The sequence below is a fragment of the Pseudomonas sp. BW7P1 genome (genome assembly GCF_024981055.1).
Lineage (GTDB): Bacteria > Pseudomonadota > Gammaproteobacteria > Pseudomonadales > Pseudomonadaceae > Aquipseudomonas > Aquipseudomonas bananamidigenes.
The window spans coordinates 3,427,678-3,446,960 of sequence record NZ_CP103374.1 but is presented as its reverse complement, the minus strand read 5'-3'; the positions used below and the strand labels follow the sequence as shown (position 1 = coordinate 3,446,960).

The 19,283-nt window shown below is 62.0% G+C and carries 17 protein-coding genes; 4 read left to right on the top strand and 13 right to left on the bottom strand.

Annotated features, from left to right (window positions below; genetic code table 11):
* Positions 1-8: 8 nt before the first annotated feature.
* The 6 genes from NWV16_RS15315 to NWV16_RS15290 form a co-directional block, all read right to left on the bottom strand.
* A complete protein-coding gene (locus NWV16_RS15315; RefSeq protein ID WP_260519732.1) occupies positions 9-1,496 on the bottom strand; it encodes an amidohydrolase family protein in 1,488 nt (495 codons plus the stop codon).
* Positions 1,493-2,689: an amidohydrolase family protein gene (locus NWV16_RS15310; protein WP_260519731.1), complete on the bottom strand. Its 1,197-nt coding sequence runs from the start codon at positions 2,687-2,689 to the stop codon at positions 1,493-1,495. The genes NWV16_RS15315 and NWV16_RS15310 overlap by 4 nt, the downstream gene beginning before the upstream one ends.
* 139 nt (positions 2,690-2,828) lie before the next feature.
* Positions 2,829-3,881 (bottom strand): extracellular solute-binding protein, encoded by a 1,053-nt coding sequence (locus NWV16_RS15305; protein ID WP_260519730.1) that lies wholly within the window; start codon positions 3,879-3,881, stop codon positions 2,829-2,831.
* Between the two features lie 15 nt (positions 3,882-3,896).
* Positions 3,897-4,685: an ABC transporter permease gene (locus NWV16_RS15300; protein ID WP_260519729.1), complete on the bottom strand. Its 789-nt coding sequence runs from the start codon at positions 4,683-4,685 to the stop codon at positions 3,897-3,899.
* A complete protein-coding gene (locus NWV16_RS15295; protein WP_260519728.1) occupies positions 4,682-5,599 on the bottom strand; it encodes an ABC transporter permease in 918 nt (305 codons plus the stop codon). Before NWV16_RS15295 ends, NWV16_RS15300 begins: the two co-directional genes overlap by 4 nt.
* A 1-nt stretch (position 5,600) precedes the next feature.
* Positions 5,601-6,686 (bottom strand): ABC transporter ATP-binding protein, encoded by a 1,086-nt coding sequence (locus NWV16_RS15290; RefSeq protein ID WP_260519727.1) that lies wholly within the window; start codon positions 6,684-6,686, stop codon positions 5,601-5,603.
* A gap of 139 nt (positions 6,687-6,825) precedes the next feature.
* Between NWV16_RS15290 and NWV16_RS15285 the strand changes: the two genes are divergently transcribed.
* The 3 genes from NWV16_RS15285 (at position 6,826) to NWV16_RS15275 (ending at position 12,419) form a co-directional block, all read left to right on the top strand.
* A complete protein-coding gene (locus NWV16_RS15285) occupies positions 6,826-7,515 on the top strand; it encodes a GntR family transcriptional regulator (protein ID WP_065257839.1) in 690 nt (229 codons plus the stop codon).
* 129 nt (positions 7,516-7,644) lie between these two features.
* Complete coding sequence (locus NWV16_RS15280) at positions 7,645-9,756, top strand: PAS domain-containing sensor histidine kinase (protein WP_260519726.1); 2,112 nt, start codon at positions 7,645-7,647, stop codon at positions 9,754-9,756.
* A 29-nt stretch (positions 9,757-9,785) separates the two neighbouring features.
* Complete coding sequence (locus NWV16_RS15275; protein WP_260519725.1) at positions 9,786-12,419, top strand: excinuclease ABC subunit UvrA; 2,634 nt, start codon at positions 9,786-9,788, stop codon at positions 12,417-12,419.
* 120 nt (positions 12,420-12,539) lie between these two features.
* Here NWV16_RS15275 and NWV16_RS15270 read toward each other — a convergent pair whose 3' ends face one another.
* From NWV16_RS15270 to NWV16_RS15240, 7 genes are all read right to left on the bottom strand, one after another.
* On the bottom strand, positions 12,540-14,483 hold the full coding sequence (locus NWV16_RS15270; protein ID WP_260519724.1) for a response regulator: 1,944 nt from the start codon (positions 14,481-14,483) through the stop codon (positions 12,540-12,542).
* Positions 14,473-15,348 carry a sensor histidine kinase KdpD gene (locus NWV16_RS15265; protein ID WP_260519723.1) on the bottom strand — a complete coding sequence of 292 codons (876 nt, stop codon included), beginning with the start codon at positions 15,346-15,348 and terminating at the stop codon, positions 14,473-14,475. Before NWV16_RS15265 ends, NWV16_RS15270 begins: the two co-directional genes overlap by 11 nt.
* Complete coding sequence (locus NWV16_RS15260) at positions 15,341-16,351, bottom strand: ATP-binding protein (RefSeq protein ID WP_260519722.1); 1,011 nt, start codon at positions 16,349-16,351, stop codon at positions 15,341-15,343. The genes NWV16_RS15265 and NWV16_RS15260 overlap by 8 nt, the downstream gene beginning before the upstream one ends.
* The gene (locus NWV16_RS15255) at positions 16,348-16,752 is read right to left on the bottom strand and encodes an anti-sigma regulatory factor (protein WP_260519721.1); all 405 of its coding nucleotides are present in this window, start codon (positions 16,750-16,752) and stop codon (positions 16,348-16,350) included. Before NWV16_RS15255 ends, NWV16_RS15260 begins: the two co-directional genes overlap by 4 nt.
* Positions 16,749-17,111, bottom strand: a complete 363-nt coding sequence (locus NWV16_RS15250; protein WP_260519720.1) for an STAS domain-containing protein — start codon at positions 17,109-17,111, stop codon at positions 16,749-16,751. Before NWV16_RS15250 ends, NWV16_RS15255 begins: the two co-directional genes overlap by 4 nt.
* A 2-nt stretch (positions 17,112-17,113) precedes the next feature.
* Positions 17,114-17,965: an STAS domain-containing protein gene (locus NWV16_RS15245; protein WP_260519719.1), complete on the bottom strand. Its 852-nt coding sequence runs from the start codon at positions 17,963-17,965 to the stop codon at positions 17,114-17,116.
* Positions 17,966-18,213: 248 nt separating this feature from the next.
* Positions 18,214-18,735: a DUF4142 domain-containing protein gene (locus NWV16_RS15240; RefSeq protein WP_260519718.1), complete on the bottom strand. Its 522-nt coding sequence runs from the start codon at positions 18,733-18,735 to the stop codon at positions 18,214-18,216.
* A 203-nt stretch (positions 18,736-18,938) separates the two neighbouring features.
* Here NWV16_RS15240 and NWV16_RS15235 point away from each other — a divergent pair, with 203 nt between their 5' ends.
* Positions 18,939-19,181 (top strand): hypothetical protein, encoded by a 243-nt coding sequence (locus tag NWV16_RS15235; RefSeq protein ID WP_260523534.1) that lies wholly within the window; start codon positions 18,939-18,941, stop codon positions 19,179-19,181.
* Positions 19,182-19,283 lie beyond the last annotated feature (102 nt).

Below are 19,283 nucleotides of genomic sequence, written 5' to 3'. Positions count from 1 at the left end.
AGTGTTCTCTAAAAAAGTGGATCAATGGCGCTCAACGGCGTTTCGGCGCTGTAGTCATCGGCAAAGGGAATGGCCGGCTGGAACAGGGTTTTCCAGTCCGGTCGACCAAATGCCCGGTCGCTGTGGCTGCGCATCAGTTTTTCGTATTGGCGCTGGGCCTGGCGTTGCAGGGCCGGGTAGTCGACGCCATTGACCTGGCCGTCGTGCATCACGCAGCGACCGTCGATGTAACTGGCGATGCAGTCATCGCCGCGTCCGGCCAGCATCAGGTTTTTTAACGGATCGAACAGCGGGCCCAGGTGCAGGCCGCGCAGATTGAACACGGTGATATCGGCTTTGGCGCCGGGGGCGAGACGTCCGAGGTCGTCACGGCCCAGAGCCCTGGCACCGCCGAGAGTCGCGGCGTTGTACAGGTCGAGGCTGCTGGTCAACGATGGCCCGCCCTCCATCAACCGGGCGATGTTCAACCCGTGGCGCATGTTCTCCAGCAAGTCCGCCGGCCAGGTGTCGGTGCCGAGGGCGAAATTTATGCCTTTGGCGCGATAGCGACCGAACGAATTCAGCGCCTCGCCGTCACGGGCAAATACCAACGGGCAGTGCACCAGACTCGCGCCGCCGTCGATGACCCGTTGCAGATCGTCATCGCCCGAGGTGTAGAGGCCGTGGGGCAGCAGACTGCGCGGGGTGAGCAAATCAAGTTGCTGCAACCAGCCCAGCGGTGAGGTGCCGCGTAGCTGCTCGACCATCGCCACTTCGCCAAGCGCCTGACAGCAATGCAGACGCATCGGTGCGTTCAGTTCACGGCTCAATGCGGACGTCCGTTGCAGCAGCGCCGGGGTGCAGGTCTGGATGCGATCCGGCAGCAGCGCACCGCGAATCAGACCACCATGGGCGCCATCGAAATCCTTGAAGAATCGTTCGGCTGCGTCGAGGCCGGCCAGACCCCGCGCCTCATCCCAGTGGTGGGCGAGGGTGCCGTCGGCGCGCCAGTAACTCATGCCGCTCATATAGCAGGGGCCGAGGTATGTGCGCAGTCCCAGTTCGCCCGCCACGTCGGCGACGGCGGCGAACTCGTCGCAGGTCTCCGCCCATTCGCGGTAGTACATCGAGGTGATCGGCATCGCCGTGGTGATGCCGTTGCGGAGCAACTGGGTGAAGGCGTAGCGGTATTTGAAGACTTCTTCTTCCGGGCTGAACGATTCACGAGGGCCGGCCGCCAGATACTCCGCCGACCACATGCGGCCCATGGCGCGTTCGTCACCGTTGTCCAGAGTCAGCACCGTGGAATCAAGATCGCCGAGGGCATCGAGGTCGATGAAACCGGGGCCGATCAGCGCGTTGCCGTAGTCGATCCACTGATCCACCGGCCCTGGATAACCGCGCCCGACAAACTCGATTCGCGATCCGGCAAATACCACTTCGCCGTCGCGCCACAGCACATGGTGCGTGCCGTCGAAACCGACCACGCAACTCGCCCGCAGGCCGATCCGTTTCACAGCCGACTGCCCAGCAGACGACCGCCGCTGGCGATCAGTTCACCGCCACGATAGACCTGACGCACAGGTCGGGCGACCACCGCTTCGCCAAGGGTCTCGACGGGCATCAGCAAAAAGTCCGCAGGCCGTCCGATGTCGAAGCCGTAGCCCTCGATCCCCAACGCGCGAGCACCATTGACTGTTGCCGCTTCGAACGCCGCCGCCAATTCATCGTCCTTGCCCAGATCGAAACGGAACGCCAGCAGCATCGCCCGCTCCAGCATGTCGCCGTTGCCCATTGGCGACCATGCATCGCGGATGCCGTCGGAGCCAAGGCAGACGTTGACGCCGGTCTCACGCAACGCCAGAAACGGTGGTACCGCACAGTCGGCCGGTGCCGAACTCATCAGCGAAATACCCTGCGTCGCGAGGCGTTCGGCGACCGGCTTGACCTGACTCCACGGCAGCATGCCGAGGCAATAGGCGTGGCTGATCATCACCCGGTTTTGCAGGTTGAAACGCTCGGTGTAATCGGCGATCCGCGCAATCTGCCACAGGCCCAGTTCGCCTTTGTCGTGCAGGTGAATGTCGACACCGCGCTGAAACTCGCCGGCCAGTTTGAATACGAAATCCAGTTGCGCAATCGGGTCGTTGTCGATGCCGCAAGGGTCGAGCCCGCCGACGTTTTCCACGCCCAGGGCCATGGCTTCGCGCATCAGTTCGGCGGTGCCGGGGCGACTGATCAGGCCGGTTTGCGGGAACACCACCAGTTGCAAGTCGATCAGGTCGTGATAGCGCTCGCGCAGTTGCTGCATGGCTTCGACGTGACGCAGGCCGAACTCCGGGTCGATGTCGACGTGGCAGCGCATCGTCAGCGAACCCCGGGCGATGCAGTTTTCCAGCAGCGCGCCGGCGCGTTCGGCAATCGGCGCTTTCACTTCACGCAGGACGTGGCGTTCGTTGCTGATGTAGTCCTTGAGCGTCGGGCCGGCGCTGTTCGGGCGCCAGGGTTGGCCGTACAGGGTTTTGTCGAGGTGGACGTGGCTTTCCACCAGCGGGGCGGTGAGCAGCTGGTTCTGGCCGTCGATGTCAGTGGCGGCCAACGGCGCATTGGAGGCCGGGCGGCGTTGGCTGAACCGGCCGTTTTCGATCAGCAAGTCTTCGGCGGGGGCGCCGTAGGGGCGGATGTTTCTGAGCCAGCGGGGGTGGGACATTTCATACCTCTGTTTCTATGTTGTCTGGGCGGGCCTCATCGCTGGCAAGCCAGCTCCCACATTGAACTTGTGAGCGCCACCGATCCTTGTGGGAGCGAGCTTGCTCGCGATGGCCGCAACCGGGTCCTGAGTCAGGCGATCAACCCTTGAGCTTCGACCAGATCCGGTCCTGCAGCTCCCGCGCCTTGTTGCTGCATTCCTTTTCCGGGCGCAGACGCGAGGCGTATTCCTCGGGCATGTTGATGGCATCCATGACTTTCCATTTCGCATCCAGCAACTGATCGCTCTGAATGCCGTTGGCGTAGGCGATCGCGTTGGACACGGCGGCGGCGTTTTCGGGTTTCATCATCCAGTCGATGAAGATCTTCGCGTTGCCCGGATGCGGCGCGCTTTTCGGTACGGCGAAGTTGTCCTGGAACATCGCCAGGCCTTCACGCGGGTACACGTACTTGATGGTGCTCTTCTGCAACGTGGCGCGGGCCGTCGAGCCGTTCCAGTTCTGCATCATGATCACTTCACCCGAGGCCATGCGATCGACGGTGTTGTCGGAGCTGTACATCTTCAAAAACGGTTTTTGTTTTTGCAGCAGTTCGAGGATGCGCTTGGCGTCCTGCGGGTTTTCCGTGCATTCGTCGACGTTCAGGTAATGGCTGGCGGCGTTGATCACGCTGCTGGAGGTGTCGAGGGCGGCGAGCTGGCCCTGCAGTTCCTTGCGCGGTTCGAAGAACTCTTTCCACGAGTCGTCGAGTTTGCCGCCAGGCACCCGGGCACTGTCATAGGAAAACCCGGTGGTGCCCCACAGATACGGCGCCGAATATTTGCGGCCCGGATCGAAGCCCGGGTCGCGGAACGGACCTTTGACGTACTGGAAGTTGCTCAGGGTCGGAGTGTCGATTTCCAGCAGCAGGTCCTGCTTGATCAGCGTCTGCATGATTGACTGCGACGGCACGATCACATCGTAGGCCGCACCACCGGCCTGCAACTTGGCGAGCAGAGTTTCGTTGCTGTCGTAGCCGTCCATGGTGACCTTGATCCCGGTCTCCTTTTCGAATTTGGCCAGCAGGTCCACCGGGTAGTAATCGGTCCAGTTGTAGAAAAACAGTTCCTTGGGCTCGGCGGCGTGGGCGCCGAACGCGGTGAAACAACTCAGGGCCAGACCGGATACTGCCAGACGCATGTGTTTGACTTTCATGAGCGCGCTCCAGGTTTATTGTTGTTTGCCGCGTTGGCCGAGCCAGAAGGCCAGCACCACGAGAACGATGGAAATCATCAGCATCAGCGTCGAGATCGCGTTGATCTCCGGCGTCACGCCGGCCTTGATCGCCGAGAAGATGTACACCGGCAACGTGGTTGAGCCGGGACCGGCGACAAAGAAGGTCATGATGAAATCGTCGAGGCTGACCACGAACGCCAGCACCGAACCGGACAGCACCGCCGGCCACAACAGCGGCAAGGTGACGCGGCGAAAGACTTGCCACGGGTTGGCGTAAAGGTCGTTGGCGGCTTCCAGCAGGCTCTTGTCCAGATCGTTGAGCCGTGCGCGGATCGGCAAATAGGCGAACGGAATGCAGAAGCCGATGTGCGCGACGATCACCGTGACCAGACCGAGCTTGATCCCCAGCGCCATGAACAGCAGCAGGGTGGCCACGGCGGTGACGATCTCCGGCAGGATCAGCGGCAGGTTGATCCCGCCCTCGACCATTTTCTGTCCGTAGAACGGCCGGTACGTCGCCAGTGCCGCCAGCAGCGCTATCGCCGTGGCGCAGACCGTGGCGATGGTCGCGACGATGATCGAGTTCAGTGCGGCGGTCTGGATCGACGGGTTGGCCAGAATCCGCCCGTACCAGGCGAACGAGAACTCGGTCCACACCGTCGCCGAGCGGTTGGCGTTGAAGCTGTAGACGATCAACACCAGGATCGGCACGTACAGATAGGCGAGGACCAGCAGGCTGATTTCCCGGGTCGCCGGGAGTTTTTTCAGGTGCAGAGAAATCATGCTTTCGCTCCCCGATTCAGGGTTTTCGCCGCGCTGCGGCTGTAGAGGGCGTAGAGCACCAGCGACAACAGCAGGATCCCGAGCAACAGGAACGACAGCGAACTGCCCAGCGGCCAGTTGCGTGCGGTGCCGAACTGCTGCTGGATCAGGTTGCCGATCATCAACGTCTTGCCGCCCCCGAGGATCGCCGGGGTGATGAAAGCGCCGAGGCTCGGCACGAACACCAGCAACGCACCGGCAATCACGCCGGGCATCGACAACGGCAGAATGATCCGCCGCAGCGCCTGCCAGCGGTTCGAGCCCAGGTCATAGGCGGCTTCCACCAGGCGCCAGTCGAGTTTTTCCAGGGTCGAGTAGATCGGCAGGATCATGAACGGCAGGAAGCTGTAGACCAGACCGACGCTGACCGCGAAGTCGTTGTAAAGCAGGGTGATGCCGCCGGCACCCGGAAGCAGCGCGTTGAGACTCTGGGCGACCCAGCCCTGTTCGCGCAGGATGATCAGCCACGCGTAGTTGCGGATCAGCAGGTTGGTCCAGAACGGAATGGTGATGAGCAACACCATCAGGTTGCGCCGGCGCGGGGTCAGGCTCGACATCCACAACGCCACCGGAAACCCGAACAGGAAGCACAGCACTGTGGTGCCGCCGGCCTGGAACACCGAGCGCAGCAAGGCCTGGGCATAGACCCAGTTCAGCTCCAGTTCGCCGTCGAACCCTTCCTGGAAAAACAGCTGCACGTAGCTTTGCAGTTGCCATTGGGCCTGCCAGTCGACGCCGCCGTAAGTGTTGCGCGGCAACAGGCTGATGTAGCCCATGATCCCCAGCGGAATGGCGATCAGGGCGAGCAGGGTCAACACCACCGGGCTGAGCAACAGCGCACGGTTGAGAGAGGGAGAAGTGCTGCTGACGCTCATTTCAGGCCTCCATCAACAGGCAGGCCTGGGGTGGCAGATGCACCGCCACGGGCTCACCGACTGCGCGACAGGCGTTCAAACCTTCATTGTTTTCCCGCAGCATGACTTTGACGTCGTTGTTCAAGCGGCACTGGTACAGAGTCGCAGTACCGACATAGAGCACCGCTTCGATCACCCCGCGCAGGTGATGGGGCTGATCTGCTGTGACCAGTTGCGAGCGCTCGGGCCGGAATGCCAGTTGCACGCTGCTGCCATTGACACCTTGGGGCGGGCAGGGGATTTCCACCGGCATGCCGTTGGGCACGAAGAGGTTCTGGTTGTGGTCGCCGCGCTTGAGCTGGCCGGGGAGAAAATTGATGTCGCCGATGAACTGGGCGACGAACCGGTGCTGCGGACGTTCATAAATGTCGTTCGGCGTGCCGATCTGCAGGATCTTGCCGGCGGACATCACTGCAATCCGGTCGGACAGGGTCAGGGCTTCTTCCTGATCGTGGGTGACGAAGATGAAGGTGATCCCGGCTTCCTGCTGCACACGCTTGAGTTCGACCTGCATTTCCTTGCGCAGCTTCAGGTCCAGCGCCGACAGCGGTTCGTCGAGCAGCAGCACTTTCGGCTTTGGCGCCAGGGCCCGGGCCAGAGCGACGCGCTGTTGCTGGCCGCCGGAGAGTTCCGCCGGTTTGCGCCCGGCCAGGTGCTCCATCTGCACCAGCGCGAGCATTTCCTCGACCCGTCCGGGAATCGACTTGCGATCAAGACCCTGCATCTCGAGGCCGAAGGCGATATTCTGCGCGACACTCATGTGCGGAAACAGCGCGTAACTCTGAAACACCGTGTTGACCCGGCGTTTGAACGGCGGCAGGTGGTTCACGGTTTCGCCCGCCAGACGGATCTCGCCGTCGCTGACGTGTTCGAAACCGGCGATGGTGCGCAGCAAGGTGGTTTTGCCGCAGCCCGAGGGGCCGAGCAGGGTGAAGAACTCATTGTCGGCGATGTTCACCGACACGTTGTCGAGGGCTGGCGCCAGGCCAGGGTCGTCAGAATACCGTTTGGAGACATTACGCACTTCAATTGCTATTGGTTGACCCATAATGGTGCAATCCTCTAATTATTGTATGCAATATATGAATGCAATTTAGAAATACCCGGATTAATCTGCTTGTGCAACCCCCATTTCCCTGACCGAGTCGTGCGTCGGGCCGCGTTGCCAGCATTGAAGGAGCTTTCAAATGACCGAGAAAAAAACGGAAACCACGGTCGACCGCGTCTACCAGGGGGTTTACGAGGCGATCAGCAAGCGTTCGCTGCGTCCGGGAATGAAACTGGGGGAGGCGTCGCTGGCGGAGTTGTTCAATGTCAGCCGCACGTCGGTTCGCGCCGCACTCAAGCAACTGGAGGCCGACGGGCTGGTCACCACCGAGCCCAATAAAGGTGCATCGGTGTCGCTGCCCAGCGATGAAGAGATCCGTTCTCTGTTCGAAACCCGGCGCCTGATCGAGATCGGCATCGTCACCGAACTGTGCCGACGCAAGGACTCCGCCGCGATGCAGGACCTGCGCGAGCATTTGTTGCTGGAAGATGAAGCCCACGCAGCCGGTGACCACGAGCGGCTGATTCACCTGCTGGGTGAGTTCCATATCAAACTGGCTCGCAGCCTCAACAACCCGGTGCTGCTCGACTGGTTCCAGAAGCTGATCTCCCGCGCCTCGCTGTACGCCGCCGCGCTGGATGACGACAGCCACGAAGCCTGTCGCGACGACGAGCATCTGCGGTTGATCGAGTACATCGAGGCCGGCAATCAGAACGCGGCGATCGAGTTGACCTGCATGCACCTGGACGGCATTCAGAAGGCGATTCTCGATGTGGCCGCCAAGCTCAAGACTGGCTACCATCCGCTCAAGCACCTGATCGAGGTCTGACCGTCGGTCCCGGTGAAATCGGCTATACCTCTATGAAACCATCGCTGTCCGAAGCGCTCGAAGCTTACGGGCGCCACGTCAACGGACGTAGCGATCGAGCGAACCAACCACAAGGCGTTCAAGCAGTCGATGCAGTTTTTATCCGATAGCCACGGGTGTGACGGCTGGCAGGGCGAGATGGCCGGACGCATCCGCGCCTTTGACTGGAGCCAGACCGACCTGGGCCCGCTTGAAACCTGGCCGGCCAGCCTGTGCAGCACGGTGCAACTGATGCTGGCCTCGCCGTTGCCGATGGTCATGCTCTGGGGCCAGGCCGGCTACATGATCTACAACGACGCCTACTCGCGGTTCGCCGGCGGCCGTCACCCGTACCTGCTCGGTGTGCCGGTGGAACTGGGCTGGCCGGAAGTCGCCGATTTCAACCGGCATGTGGTCGACACCTGTCTGGCCGGTGGCACGTTGTCCTATCGCAACAAGGAACTGGTCCTGCTACGCGCCGGCGTGCCGGAAGATGTCTGGATGGATCTGTATTACAGTCCGGTCGCCGACGATGCGGGAGTGCCTTCAGGCGTGATGGCAATGGTGGTGGAAACCACCGAATTGATACTGTCCGAACGTCTGCGCCAGGCCGCCGAAGATGCCTATCGTGCCGACAACGAACGGGTTCGATTGGCCCTTAACGCCGGGGCACTGATTGGCTCGTTTGTCTGGGACGTGAGAAACAACGTGCTGTCGGCGGACGAGCGATTCGCCCGCACCTTTTCCTTCCCGCCGGATCAGGACCTGACCAACCTGCCGCAGCACATTGCCGAAGCGCACATTCACCCCGACGACCGCGCCTGGGTGCAGGAGTGCGTCGAAAACTCGATACGCACCGGCGAACCTTACAACGCCGAATACCGTGTGTTGCGCGCCGATGGCAGCCATTTGTGGGTGCTGGCCAGCGGCTGTTGCGAGTTCGATGAACAGGGCAAGCCGTTCCGTTTCCCCGGGGTGCTGATCGACATCCATGAGCGCAAGACCGCTGAAGAATCCTTGCTCAAATTCACCCGCAATCTTGAACAGCGGGTCGCTGATGAGGTGGAAGCGCGCCTCAATGCCGAAGAGCAATTGCGTCAGTCGCAGAAACTCGAAGCCATCGGCGGCCTCACCGGTGGCGTGGCTCACGACTTCAACAACCTGCTGCAAGTGATCGCCGGCAACCTGCATTTGCTGGCGCGACACGAACCGGACAATGCCAATGTGCAACGCCGGGTCAGCGCCTCGCTGGCAGCGGTGGAGCGCGGGGCCAAGCTGTCCTCGCAATTGCTGGCGTTTGCCCGACGTCAGCCGCTGTCGCCGGCGGTGTGCAATCCACGGCAGATTTTCGAAGGCGTGGGCGAGTTACTGCAACGTGCACTGGGGGAAACCATCCGGATCGACGTGCAATTGCCGCAAACGCCCTGGCACATCAACGTCGACCGCAACCAGCTGGAGAACGCCATTCTCAATCTGGCGATCAACGCCCGGGACGCCATGAAAGGCGAGGGCACCATCGTGCTCGGCGCCGCCAACACGTCGCTGGATCGTGCGTTCTGCGCCGGCAAGGGCATCGCGCCGGGGGATTTCGTGCGGGTCTCGGTCAGTGACACTGGCGTGGGGATTGCTCCGCATATGCTGGAGCAGGTGTTCGAACCGTTCTTCACCACCAAGGCCGACGGCCAGGGCACGGGCCTCGGGTTGAGCATGGTGTTCGGGTTCGTCAAACAAAGCGGCGGGCATGTCGAGATCGACAGCCGGGTCGGCGAGGGCACGCGGGTGCAGCTGTATTTTCCGCGCAGTCGGCGGCCATTGCTCGATGAAACGCCTGGCGTGCGCCGGCAACAGGCGGGCGGCCACGAAACCATTCTGGTGGTGGAAGATAACGAAGCGGTGCGCACTTCGGCGGTCGAATTGTTGCGCGAAGAAGGCTATCGGATCCTGGTCGCCGGTAATGGCGACGCGGCCATGCAAATGCTGCTGGACGGCGCCCGGGTGGATCTGATTTTCACCGATGTGGTCATGCCGGGGCTGATCAAGAGTGCCGACCTGGCTGCATGGGCCAAGGTCCAGACACCGCCGGTGGCGGTGCTGTTCACTTCCGGCCACACCCGCGACATCATCTCGCGCAATCACCAGCTCAGCCCCGACACCCATTTGCTCGGCAAGCCCTACGGCCCCGAGGCGTTGTTGCAGATGATCCGTGCAGTGCTGAGCGCCTGAGCAATTTCTCTTCAGACCAGGGTTGGCCGATGACTTCCAAGCGCAGCTCAAATTCCGCCGCCGGCATGGTCCGGGTGCGCGGCGCCCGCGAACACAATCTGCAGAACGTTGATGTCGATATTCCCCGGGATGCGCTGGTGGTGTTCACCGGGGTGTCCGGCTCGGGCAAGTCGTCACTGGCGTTTTCCACGTTGTATGCCGAAGCGCAGCGCCGCTATTTCGAATCGGTGGCGCCGTATGCCAGACGGCTCATCGATCAGGTCGGCGTACCGGACGTCGACGCCATCGACGGCTTGCCGCCGGCGGTGGCGCTGCAACAGCAGCGCGGCACGCCCAGCACACGTTCGTCGGTGGGCAGCGTGACCACGCTGTCGAGCCTGATCCGCATGCTGTACTCCCGTGCCGGCAGTTACCCGGCGGGCCAGCCGATGCTGTACGCCGAGGACTTTTCACCGAATACCCCACAAGGGGCATGCCCGGAGTGCCATGGACTGGGCCGGGTCTATGAAGTGACCGAAGCCTTGATGGTGCCCGATCCGGAGCTGACCATCCGCCAGCGCGCCGTGGCGTCCTGGCCGTTGGCCTGGCAGGGGCAGAACCTGCGCGACATCCTCGTGACCATGGGCATCGATGTCGACATCCCCTGGCGCAAACTGCCGAAAAAACAGCGCGACTGGATCCTGTTCACTGAAGAAACCCCGACCGTTCCGGTCTATGCCGGGCTGACGCCGGAAGAAACCCGCGTCGCCCTCGAGCGCAAGATGGAACCGAGTTATCAAGGCACCTTCACCGGTGCCCGACGCTACATCCTGCACACCTTTACGCATTCGCAAAGTGCGCTGATGAAGAAGCGCGTTTCCCGGTTCATGCTCGGCAGCCTGTGTCCGTTGTGCGATGGCAAACGCCTCAAGCGCGAGGCGCTGTCGGTGACGTTTGCCGGCCATGACATCGGCGAGCTGTCGCGGATGCCGCTGCTGCAAGTCGCCGAAGTCTTGAAGCCGGTGGCGGACGCGAGTTGGCTGGAACACGCCGATGAGCCCGGCGAAACCCTGACCCACAGCCAGACCCGCGAAGCCCGGGCGCAGCGCGTGGCCCATGGCGCCAGCGGTCACGCCAACGCGCCGGACGTGCGTCATACGCCGAACCTGTCGCTGGAGAAGCGCCTGGCAGCCCAGCGCATTGCCCAGGATCTGCTGGAGCGGGTCGGCACCCTGACCGATCTGGGCCTCGGTTATCTGGCCCTGGAGCGCAGCACGCCGACCCTGTCGTCCGGGGAGTTGCAGCGCCTGCGCCTGGCGACGCAACTGGGCTCGCAGCTGTTTGGTGTGATCTACGTGCTCGATGAACCCTCCGCCGGTTTGCATCCCGCCGACGGCGAAGCATTGTTCGAAGCCTTGCAGCGGCTCAAGGCTGACGGCAACAGTGTGTTTGTGGTCGAGCACGACCTGGAAACCATGCGCCGCGCTGACTGGCTGATTGACGTCGGTCCGGCGGCAGGGGAAAAGGGCGGGCAGATTCTCTACAGCGGTCCGCCCGCCGGACTGGCCGCAGTCGAGCGGTCGCAGACCCGTGCCTATCTGTTCGCTGAACATCAGCAGTCGGCGCGAGCTGCCCGTGAACCTTCAGGCTGGTTGAGACTGGAAGGTGTCACGCGCAATAACCTGAATAACCTCAGCGTCGAGTTTCCGCTGGGCTGCTTTACCTCTGTGACCGGGGTGTCGGGCTCGGGCAAGTCGAGCCTGGTCAGTCAGGCGCTGCTGGAACTGGTCGGCGCGCAGCTCGGTCGCAGCAGCAGTGACGCCGAGCCGGAAGAACTCAACCTGGAAGACGACTCCCCACCCGCCAGCACCGGTCATATCAGCGCCGGGCTGGAATCGATCAAGCGGCTGGTGCAGGTCGATCAGAAGCCCATCGGCCGCACGCCCCGCTCTAATCTGGCGACCTACACCGGGCTGTTCGACAACGTACGCAAGCTGTTCGCCGCGACCGTTGAGGCGAAAGCGGCGGGTTACGATGCCGGGCAGTTTTCCTTCAACGTCGCCAAGGGCCGTTGTCCGACTTGCGAGGGCGAGGGGTTTGTCAGTGTCGAATTGCTGTTCATGCCCAGCGTCTATGCGCCATGCCCGACCTGCCATGGCGCACGTTACAACGCCGAGACGCTGGCGATCGAGTGGCAGGGGTTGAGCATCACTCAGGTGCTGCAATTGACCGTGGACGAGGCGGTGACCGTATTTGCCGGGCAGCCTGCGATCCGCCGTTCACTGGAAGTGCTGCGGGATATTGGCCTCGGTTATCTGCGTCTCGGGCAACCGGCGACCGAGCTGTCCGGAGGCGAGGCGCAGCGGATCAAGCTGGCGACCGAGCTGCAGCGCAATGCCCGTGGTGCGACGTTGTACGTGCTGGACGAGCCCACGACCGGGCTGCATCCGCGTGACGTCGACCGCTTGCTGGAACAACTGGACAATCTGGTGAGCGCCGGGCACACGGTGATCGTGGTCGAGCACGAAATGCGCGTGGTGGCGCAGAGCGACTGGGTGATCGACATTGGCCCCGGAGCAGGGGAACAGGGCGGCAAAATTGTTGTGGCCGGCACCCCGCAAAAAGTGGCGGCGAGCAAGAGAAGCCGGACTGCGCCGTTTCTTGCCCGGGCTTTGAGCTGCTGAGTGCGGCGCCTTGGCTGGCCTCATCGCGGGCAAACCCGCTCCCACAGAGTCTGATGTGTTCACGAATGTGTGTACGGCACCAAAAAGCGTGGGAGCGGGCTTGCCCGCGATGGCGGTGTTTCAGGCACCGTCGAGGGTGCGGCGCACCTTGTCCAGCAACTCGCTGATCTGGAACGGTTTGACCAGCATCTCCATTCCGGCCCCGAGAAACACCTGGCGGTTGATTGCGGTTTCCGCGTAGCCGGTCATGAACAGGATCGGCAGCCCTTCGCGCCAGCCCCGGGCAGCGTCTGCCAGTTCACGGCCGTTCATGCGCGGCAGGCCGACGTCGGTCAGCAGCAGGTTGATCGAAGGGTCGTTCTGCAAGTGCTCCCGTGCGGTTTCGATATCGCCGGCCTGGGTGCAGCGATAGCCGGCGTCTTCCAGTACTTCGGTGACGAACAGGCGCACCGAAGGCATGTCCTCGACGATCAGCACATGCTCGCCGGAACCTTGCGGATCGACTGCCGGCGGCACCCCTTCAACGGCGGTGGGATCGCTGGTGGCCGGCAACAGAATCGTCACTTCGGTGCCGCGCCGGGCGACGCTGCGGATGTGTGCATCACCGCCGGACTGGCGAGCGAAACCGTAAATCGTCGACAACCCCAGCCCCGTGCCCTGACCCAGCGGTTTGGTGGTGAAGAACGGGTCGAACACCTTGTCGATAACGCTGTGCTCGATACCGGTGCCGTCATCACGTACCGACAATGCCACATAGGAGCCATCGGTCAGGTTCGGGTCACCGTGGGAGTAGGTTGCATAGGTGCTGACCCAGATATTGCCCCCGTGCGGCAGTGCATCCCGAGCGTTGATCACCAGGTTGAGCACCGCGCTTTCCAGTTGAATCGGATCGACCAGGGCGATGGCCGGCTTGCTGGTCAGTTCGAGCTTGAGGGCGATGCGTTCGCCGATGGTGCGCACCAGCAGCTCTTCGAGTGAGCGCACGTGATCGTTGATGTCCACCGGGCGGGTGTCGAGGGGCTGTTGCCGGGCAAAGGCCAGCAGACGATGAGTCAGTGACGCGGCGCTCATCGCCGAGCTCAGCGCTGCGTCGGCGTAGAACTGCACCTTGTCGAGGCGGGTATCGACGACACGTTTGTGGATCAGTTCCAGGCTGGTGATGATTCCCGTCAGCAGGTTGTTGAAGTCATGGGCGATGCCGCCGGTGAGTTTGCCCAGTGCGTCCATTTTCTGCACTTGCAGCAGTTGCGTTTCGGCCCGTACCCGGTCGGCGACTTCCTTGGCCAGTTGCGTGGTGGTGTCGTCCAGACGCGCCAGGTGCGAGCGTTCGCGGTGACGGTGTTCGGTGACGTCCTCGACGAACACCAGGCTCAGTCCCGCCGTGCGATAGGGAGAAATCTGCCATTCGGTTTCGCGGATCTCGCCTTGCACACGCATGTTCAGCGTGCCTTTCCAGCGCTCGCCATCCACCACCCGCAGGCGCAGCTCGTCAAGGATCGTGCCTTGATCCTCGACAAAACAATCATCGAGCGGCTGCGCGTCACGGTTGTCCTGGATCAGCCGGGCGAAGGCGTGATTGCATTCGTGAACGGTCAGCGTCGCGTCGAGCACCGCAATCGGCGCCGAGACGTTGACGAAAATCTCCCGGAACCGCGCCTCGCTTTCGCGCAGGGCGTTTTCCGTGTCGCGCACCCGCAACAGCGTGCGCAGGGTGGCCAGCAGTACATCCGGGTCCACCGGGTGAACCAGGTAGGCATCGGCCCCGGCATCCAGACCGGTAATGATGTCACCGGTCTGGATCGATGCCGCCGAGACGTGGATCACCGGCAGCAGGGCGGTGCGCAGGTCGGCGCGTAGCTTCCGGACGATGTCGAAGCCGCTCATGTCCGGCAGGTTGACGTCGAGAATCAGTGCATCCAGCGCTTCGCTGGCGATCAGCGCCAGACCTTCGCCGCCGGTACCGGCCTCGAGCACCTGATAGCCATGGCGCTCCAGCCGTCGGCGCAGGGCGTAGCGGGTGGCGACGTTGTCGTCGACGATCAACAGGCGCATGTCAGGTTTCATCGACGTTCTCCTGAGCGATCGCCAGCGGGATGATCACGAAAAAGGTCGAGCCGATTCCCGGTGCGCTTTGCATACCGACTTCGCCGCCCAGCAGCGTAGCGAAACGTTTGCACAGGGAAAGCCCGAGACCGGTGCCCCGCAGGCGTTTCTGCAGCGGTGAATCGACCTGGGAAAAGTCTTCGAACAACGCGCCGTGCAGCTCCGCAGCGATGCCGATGCCGGTGTCGCTGACGGCGAAACGCACCTTGTCCTGGCCTTCGAGACGCGCCGAAACCCGGACTTCACCTCGGGTGGTGAATTTCAGCGAGTTGGAAATGAAATTGCGCAGGATCTGCGCGAGCTTCTTGTCGTCGGTGTACAGACGCGGCAGGCCCACGGGCTCTTCAAAAATCAGGTCCACCGCCGAGGCGTCGACAATTGGCCGGAACATCCCGCGCAACGCCGCGAACAGGTCGAACATGTCGAACCATGCCGGGGAAATGGAAATGCGCCCGGCCTCGATCTTGGCCAGATCCAGCAGGTCGTCGACCATGTCGCTGAGCTCCCGGGCGGCGCTGCTGACGAACGCGACCTGCTTGTGTTGTTCGGGACTCAACGGCCCGTCGAGTTCATCGGCCAGCAAGCTGTTGATGCTCAGGATCGAGCCCAGCGGGGTGCGAAATTCGTGGCTCATGTACGACAGGAAGCGGCTTTTCAGATCCGAGGCCTGACGCAGTTGTTCGGCCTGGATATCGAGCTCGGCGTACAACGCCAGCACACCCTGATTGGTTTCGTCGAGTTCATCGCGCAGCGCAGCGGTTTCGTTCTGCAAGCGGACGATCAGCGCAGCCTGTTCTTCGTGGCTCAAGCTCGAGGACTCAGCCATGGGTGGCCTCCAGCGCAACGACCAGCACCGTTACATCGTCGCGTCCACGACTGAAGTCGCGGTGCAGGACGGCGGCTATCACGGCGGGGTGGCGATGCACCAGGCCGGGATAGTCTTGAAGGTTCCAACGGGACTGCAAGCCGTCGCTGTACATGATCAATAGATGTCCGTTCACGTGAGCATAGTCAAAGGGTTGGGCTTTCCGGTACTGGCCGCCGACGATGCCCGGGTGCGAGGCCAGCCCGCGGGCCTTTTCAGCGCAGACCAGGCTGGCGCCGATGTTGCCGACACCGGCGAAGGTCAGGCTGTCGCGTTCGCCCTGAAACTGCGCGAACGCGACAGCACCGCCACGGGTGCCGATCATTTCACGGTGCAGGTCTTCCATCAGCGACGCCGGGGAAGCGAACGGGGTGAGGGCGAAGGCTTTCTCTCCGGCCCGTGCGGCGCGCTCCGCGTCTTCGCCATGGCCGAGACCGTCGATGATCAGGGCGCTGATGTCTGCCCCGTTGAACGCCAGGTGCCAGACATCCCCGCAGGCCGGGTCGTTGTGCAGTGAGTGCTGGCTGACTCCGAAGCGCATGTCGGGTTGACTGTCATTGCGCGAATAGAGACGTGCCAGCAATACGGCGCCCCGTGTGTCGGAGTAGACGTCGAAGACTTCAGTCTGTCGGGATATTGCGCCGAGGCCGATGCCCTGGGTGCCTCCGGTGGAAAACCCGTCGGTCAGACAATTGTCCAGGTCGAAACCGTTGGCCCTGTCGACCGCCAGCATTTCGATACCGAAACCGGTGCCACGCAACAAGACGCGAAGGTGCAGTTCACCGCGCCCGGCATGCTTGAGCACATTGCTGGCGAGTTCCGTCGCCACCAGCGCCACACGTCCGGCGTCACGCTCGTCGAAGCCGTGCCGTTCGGCAAGTTTCTGCGCGATGCGCCGGGCGTGACCGATCTGACTGTTCTCTTCGATCAACAACACCTGGGTCAATGACCCGCTGATACTCATGTCCATCGCGTGATCGTGACGCGAGTGCCCTTGCCGGGGGCGGTGTCCAGTTCGAATTCGTCCACCAGCCTCTTGGCCCCGGTCAGCCCCAGGCCCAGGCCGTTGCCGGAGGTCCAGCCGTCGGTCATCGCCAGTTTGATGTCGGCAATGCCCGGTCCCTCGTCGCGGAAGGTCAGGCGCAGGCCGACCTTGTGGTCGTCATCGAGGATCTGCCAGTCCATGTCGCCACCCCCACCGTACACCATGGTGTTGCGTGCCAGCTCACTGACGGCGGTCACCAGTTTGGTCAGGTCGATCAGGCGCATGCCGCATTCGGTGGCCAGTTTGCGCGCCGTCTGCCGGGCCAGCACCACGTCCTGTTCGATGTGAATCGATTGCGTACCACTGCTGCGCACGGTCATTGCTGGCGTACTCGTTCCTGCAGCAGTTTCATGCCGCGCTCGACATTCAACGCCGTGCTGACACCCGGCAGGTTCAGGCCCAGCTCAACCAGCGTGATCGCCACGGCCGGTTGCATGCCCACCAGCATGGTTTCGGCGTCCATGATTTTCGACAGGCCGGAGAGGGTGCCGATCATTCGACCGATGAACGAGTCGACCATGTCCAGCGCCGAGATATCGATCAACACGCCGCGCGCAGAAGTCTTGCTGATGCGCTCGGACAGGTCGTCCTGCAGGGTCAGGGCGAGCTGGTCATGCATGTCGACCTGGATGGTCACGAGCAGAAAGTCGCCCATCTGGAGAATCGGGATACGTTCCATACTCAAACCGTCTTGTTCAGGCTGACACCCAGGCGGGTCAGGGCCACTTTGAGCGCGTCGGCCAGATTGGCCTTGGTCACCACACCTTGCAGGTCGAGGCCGAGGTGGACGATGGTCTGGGCGATCTGCGGACGCACGCCGCTGATGATGCAATCGGCGCCCATCAGGCGAATCGCGGTCACGGTCTTGAGCAGGTGTTGGGCCACCAGGGTGTCGACGGTCGGTACACCGGTGATGTCGATGATGGCGATTTCCGAACCGGTCTCGACGATGCGTTGCAACAACGACTCCATGACAACCTGAGTGCGTTGCGAATCCAGAGTGCCGATCATGGGCAGGGCGAGGACGCCTTCCCAGAGTTTGACCACCGGTGTCGACAATTCCAGCAGTTCTTCCTGCTGGCGCTTGATCACCGCTTCACGGGATTTCTGGAAGGTGCGCACGGTGTGCAGGCCGAAGGCGTCGAGGAGTTCGGAGATTTCCCAAAGCTGTTCGGCGAGCAATGCCGGTTGTTCCCGGTAATGGCTTTGCAACAGGCCAAACAGCGGGCCCTTCAGCGCGAAGATGAAACTGGCGGTCTGTTGCGAATCCTGGCCGAGCAGGGCGCGACTGTGGGACAGCCGTTCGAGGAAGTGACGGGTGGTTTCCCAATCGGGGGCGTAGATGTCGGTGCCGTTGTTTCTGGCGATGCCATCGACCACCAGCTGCAGGAACTCGGTGGTCTGTTGCAGCACTTCCTGTTCCTTGAGGTGGCGGGTGGCGCCACTGTCCTCCATGTTTTGTATCCATTCACCCAGCAGCTGTGCCTGTTTGTTCTTCATTGCATCGAATGTGCTGTTCTGCAGTGCTGCCATGGGGGTCTTGCTCCTTCGCGAATGGGGGCCGGTGCAAAAGAAATGCCCGGCGCGAAATCAATGACATTTGCCGTTTGAAATAGTTGTTCGTTGCGGAAGGGATTTTTTTGATTTGCCGCAAGCAACGCTCGAGTAACTCTAGTCGGCGTAGAGGACGGGGGCGGACTTTTCACGGCTGGCGGGCTGGCAAGGGGGCGCAAACGAAAAGGCCGTATCCATCGGATACGGCCTTTTCGTGTGTCTGGCGCTTATTTGCTTGGGTGTTTGGCCTGCAGCTCCTTGGCTGCAGCGAGGTGTTTTTCCAGAGCCGGGAGCATCTTCTGGGCGAAACCTTTCAATTCGCTGGCGCCTTTGACCTTGTCGTCGGTCACGGTATTGGCTTCTTTCTTGAACAGCTCGATGGTTTCCTCATGAGCCTTGACCTGATTGTTGGCGTAGGCCGCATCGAAGGATTCATCGCGCATGTCGAGGATTTTCTCCTTGGCCTGTTTCACCAGGGTGGTGGAATCCGGGACCTTGATGTCGTGGGCCTGGGCAATGGCCGCCAGTTCATCGTTGGCCTTGCTGTGGTCGGTGATCATCATGTTGGCGAAATCCTTGATGTCCGCCGACTGGCTCTTTTCCAGCGCCAGACGACTGGTTTCGATCTCGGCGATGCCGCCGGCCGCCGCGTTATCGACAAAGCTGTTGGAGGTGGCGGCGAAAGCACCGCTCACGCTGGTGCTCAAGGCGATGGCGAGGGCAAGGTGACGCAGGTTGAATCCGTCCATTGATGTTTCTCCACGCAGGTTTTTGTAGGTGTCATTCAATGGAGGGAAGCGGGTGAAGGAAGGTTTTATCGTATTTGCGTCAGGGCGACGAACGGCTGTCGGCGGTTTGCCGCTGGGGTCGACAGAAGGGGGGCGGACGGGCCATTCTGAAGCCGGCAGCGCAATCAGTGGCGCTCGCCCTCGATCAATTATGGAGGTGTCTTATGCCGGTTTCCCACGATCTTTATCAGGATCTGAACATCACGAAGGAAAAGATCCAGCAGATACGCTCTCAGGACCCGCATCTGGATGCACTGATCAACAAATACCTGCTGGCGGACAAAGACGTCGTCGAGGCTGAGAACGCGACATCGAATGCGCCGAGCGACGATGTCTTGCGCAAGCTGAAAGAAACCCGCGTGCGCATCAAGGATCAGATTGCCGATAAATTACAGCCGCATCTCTGACCCGTGATCGATCTCCCGGCCGCCGGGCGGATCAATTGAAACGATTCCCGCGATCGGCACCTCGAAAGCTCAGAGTCCATTGTCATCGACTCCCTTGCGAGG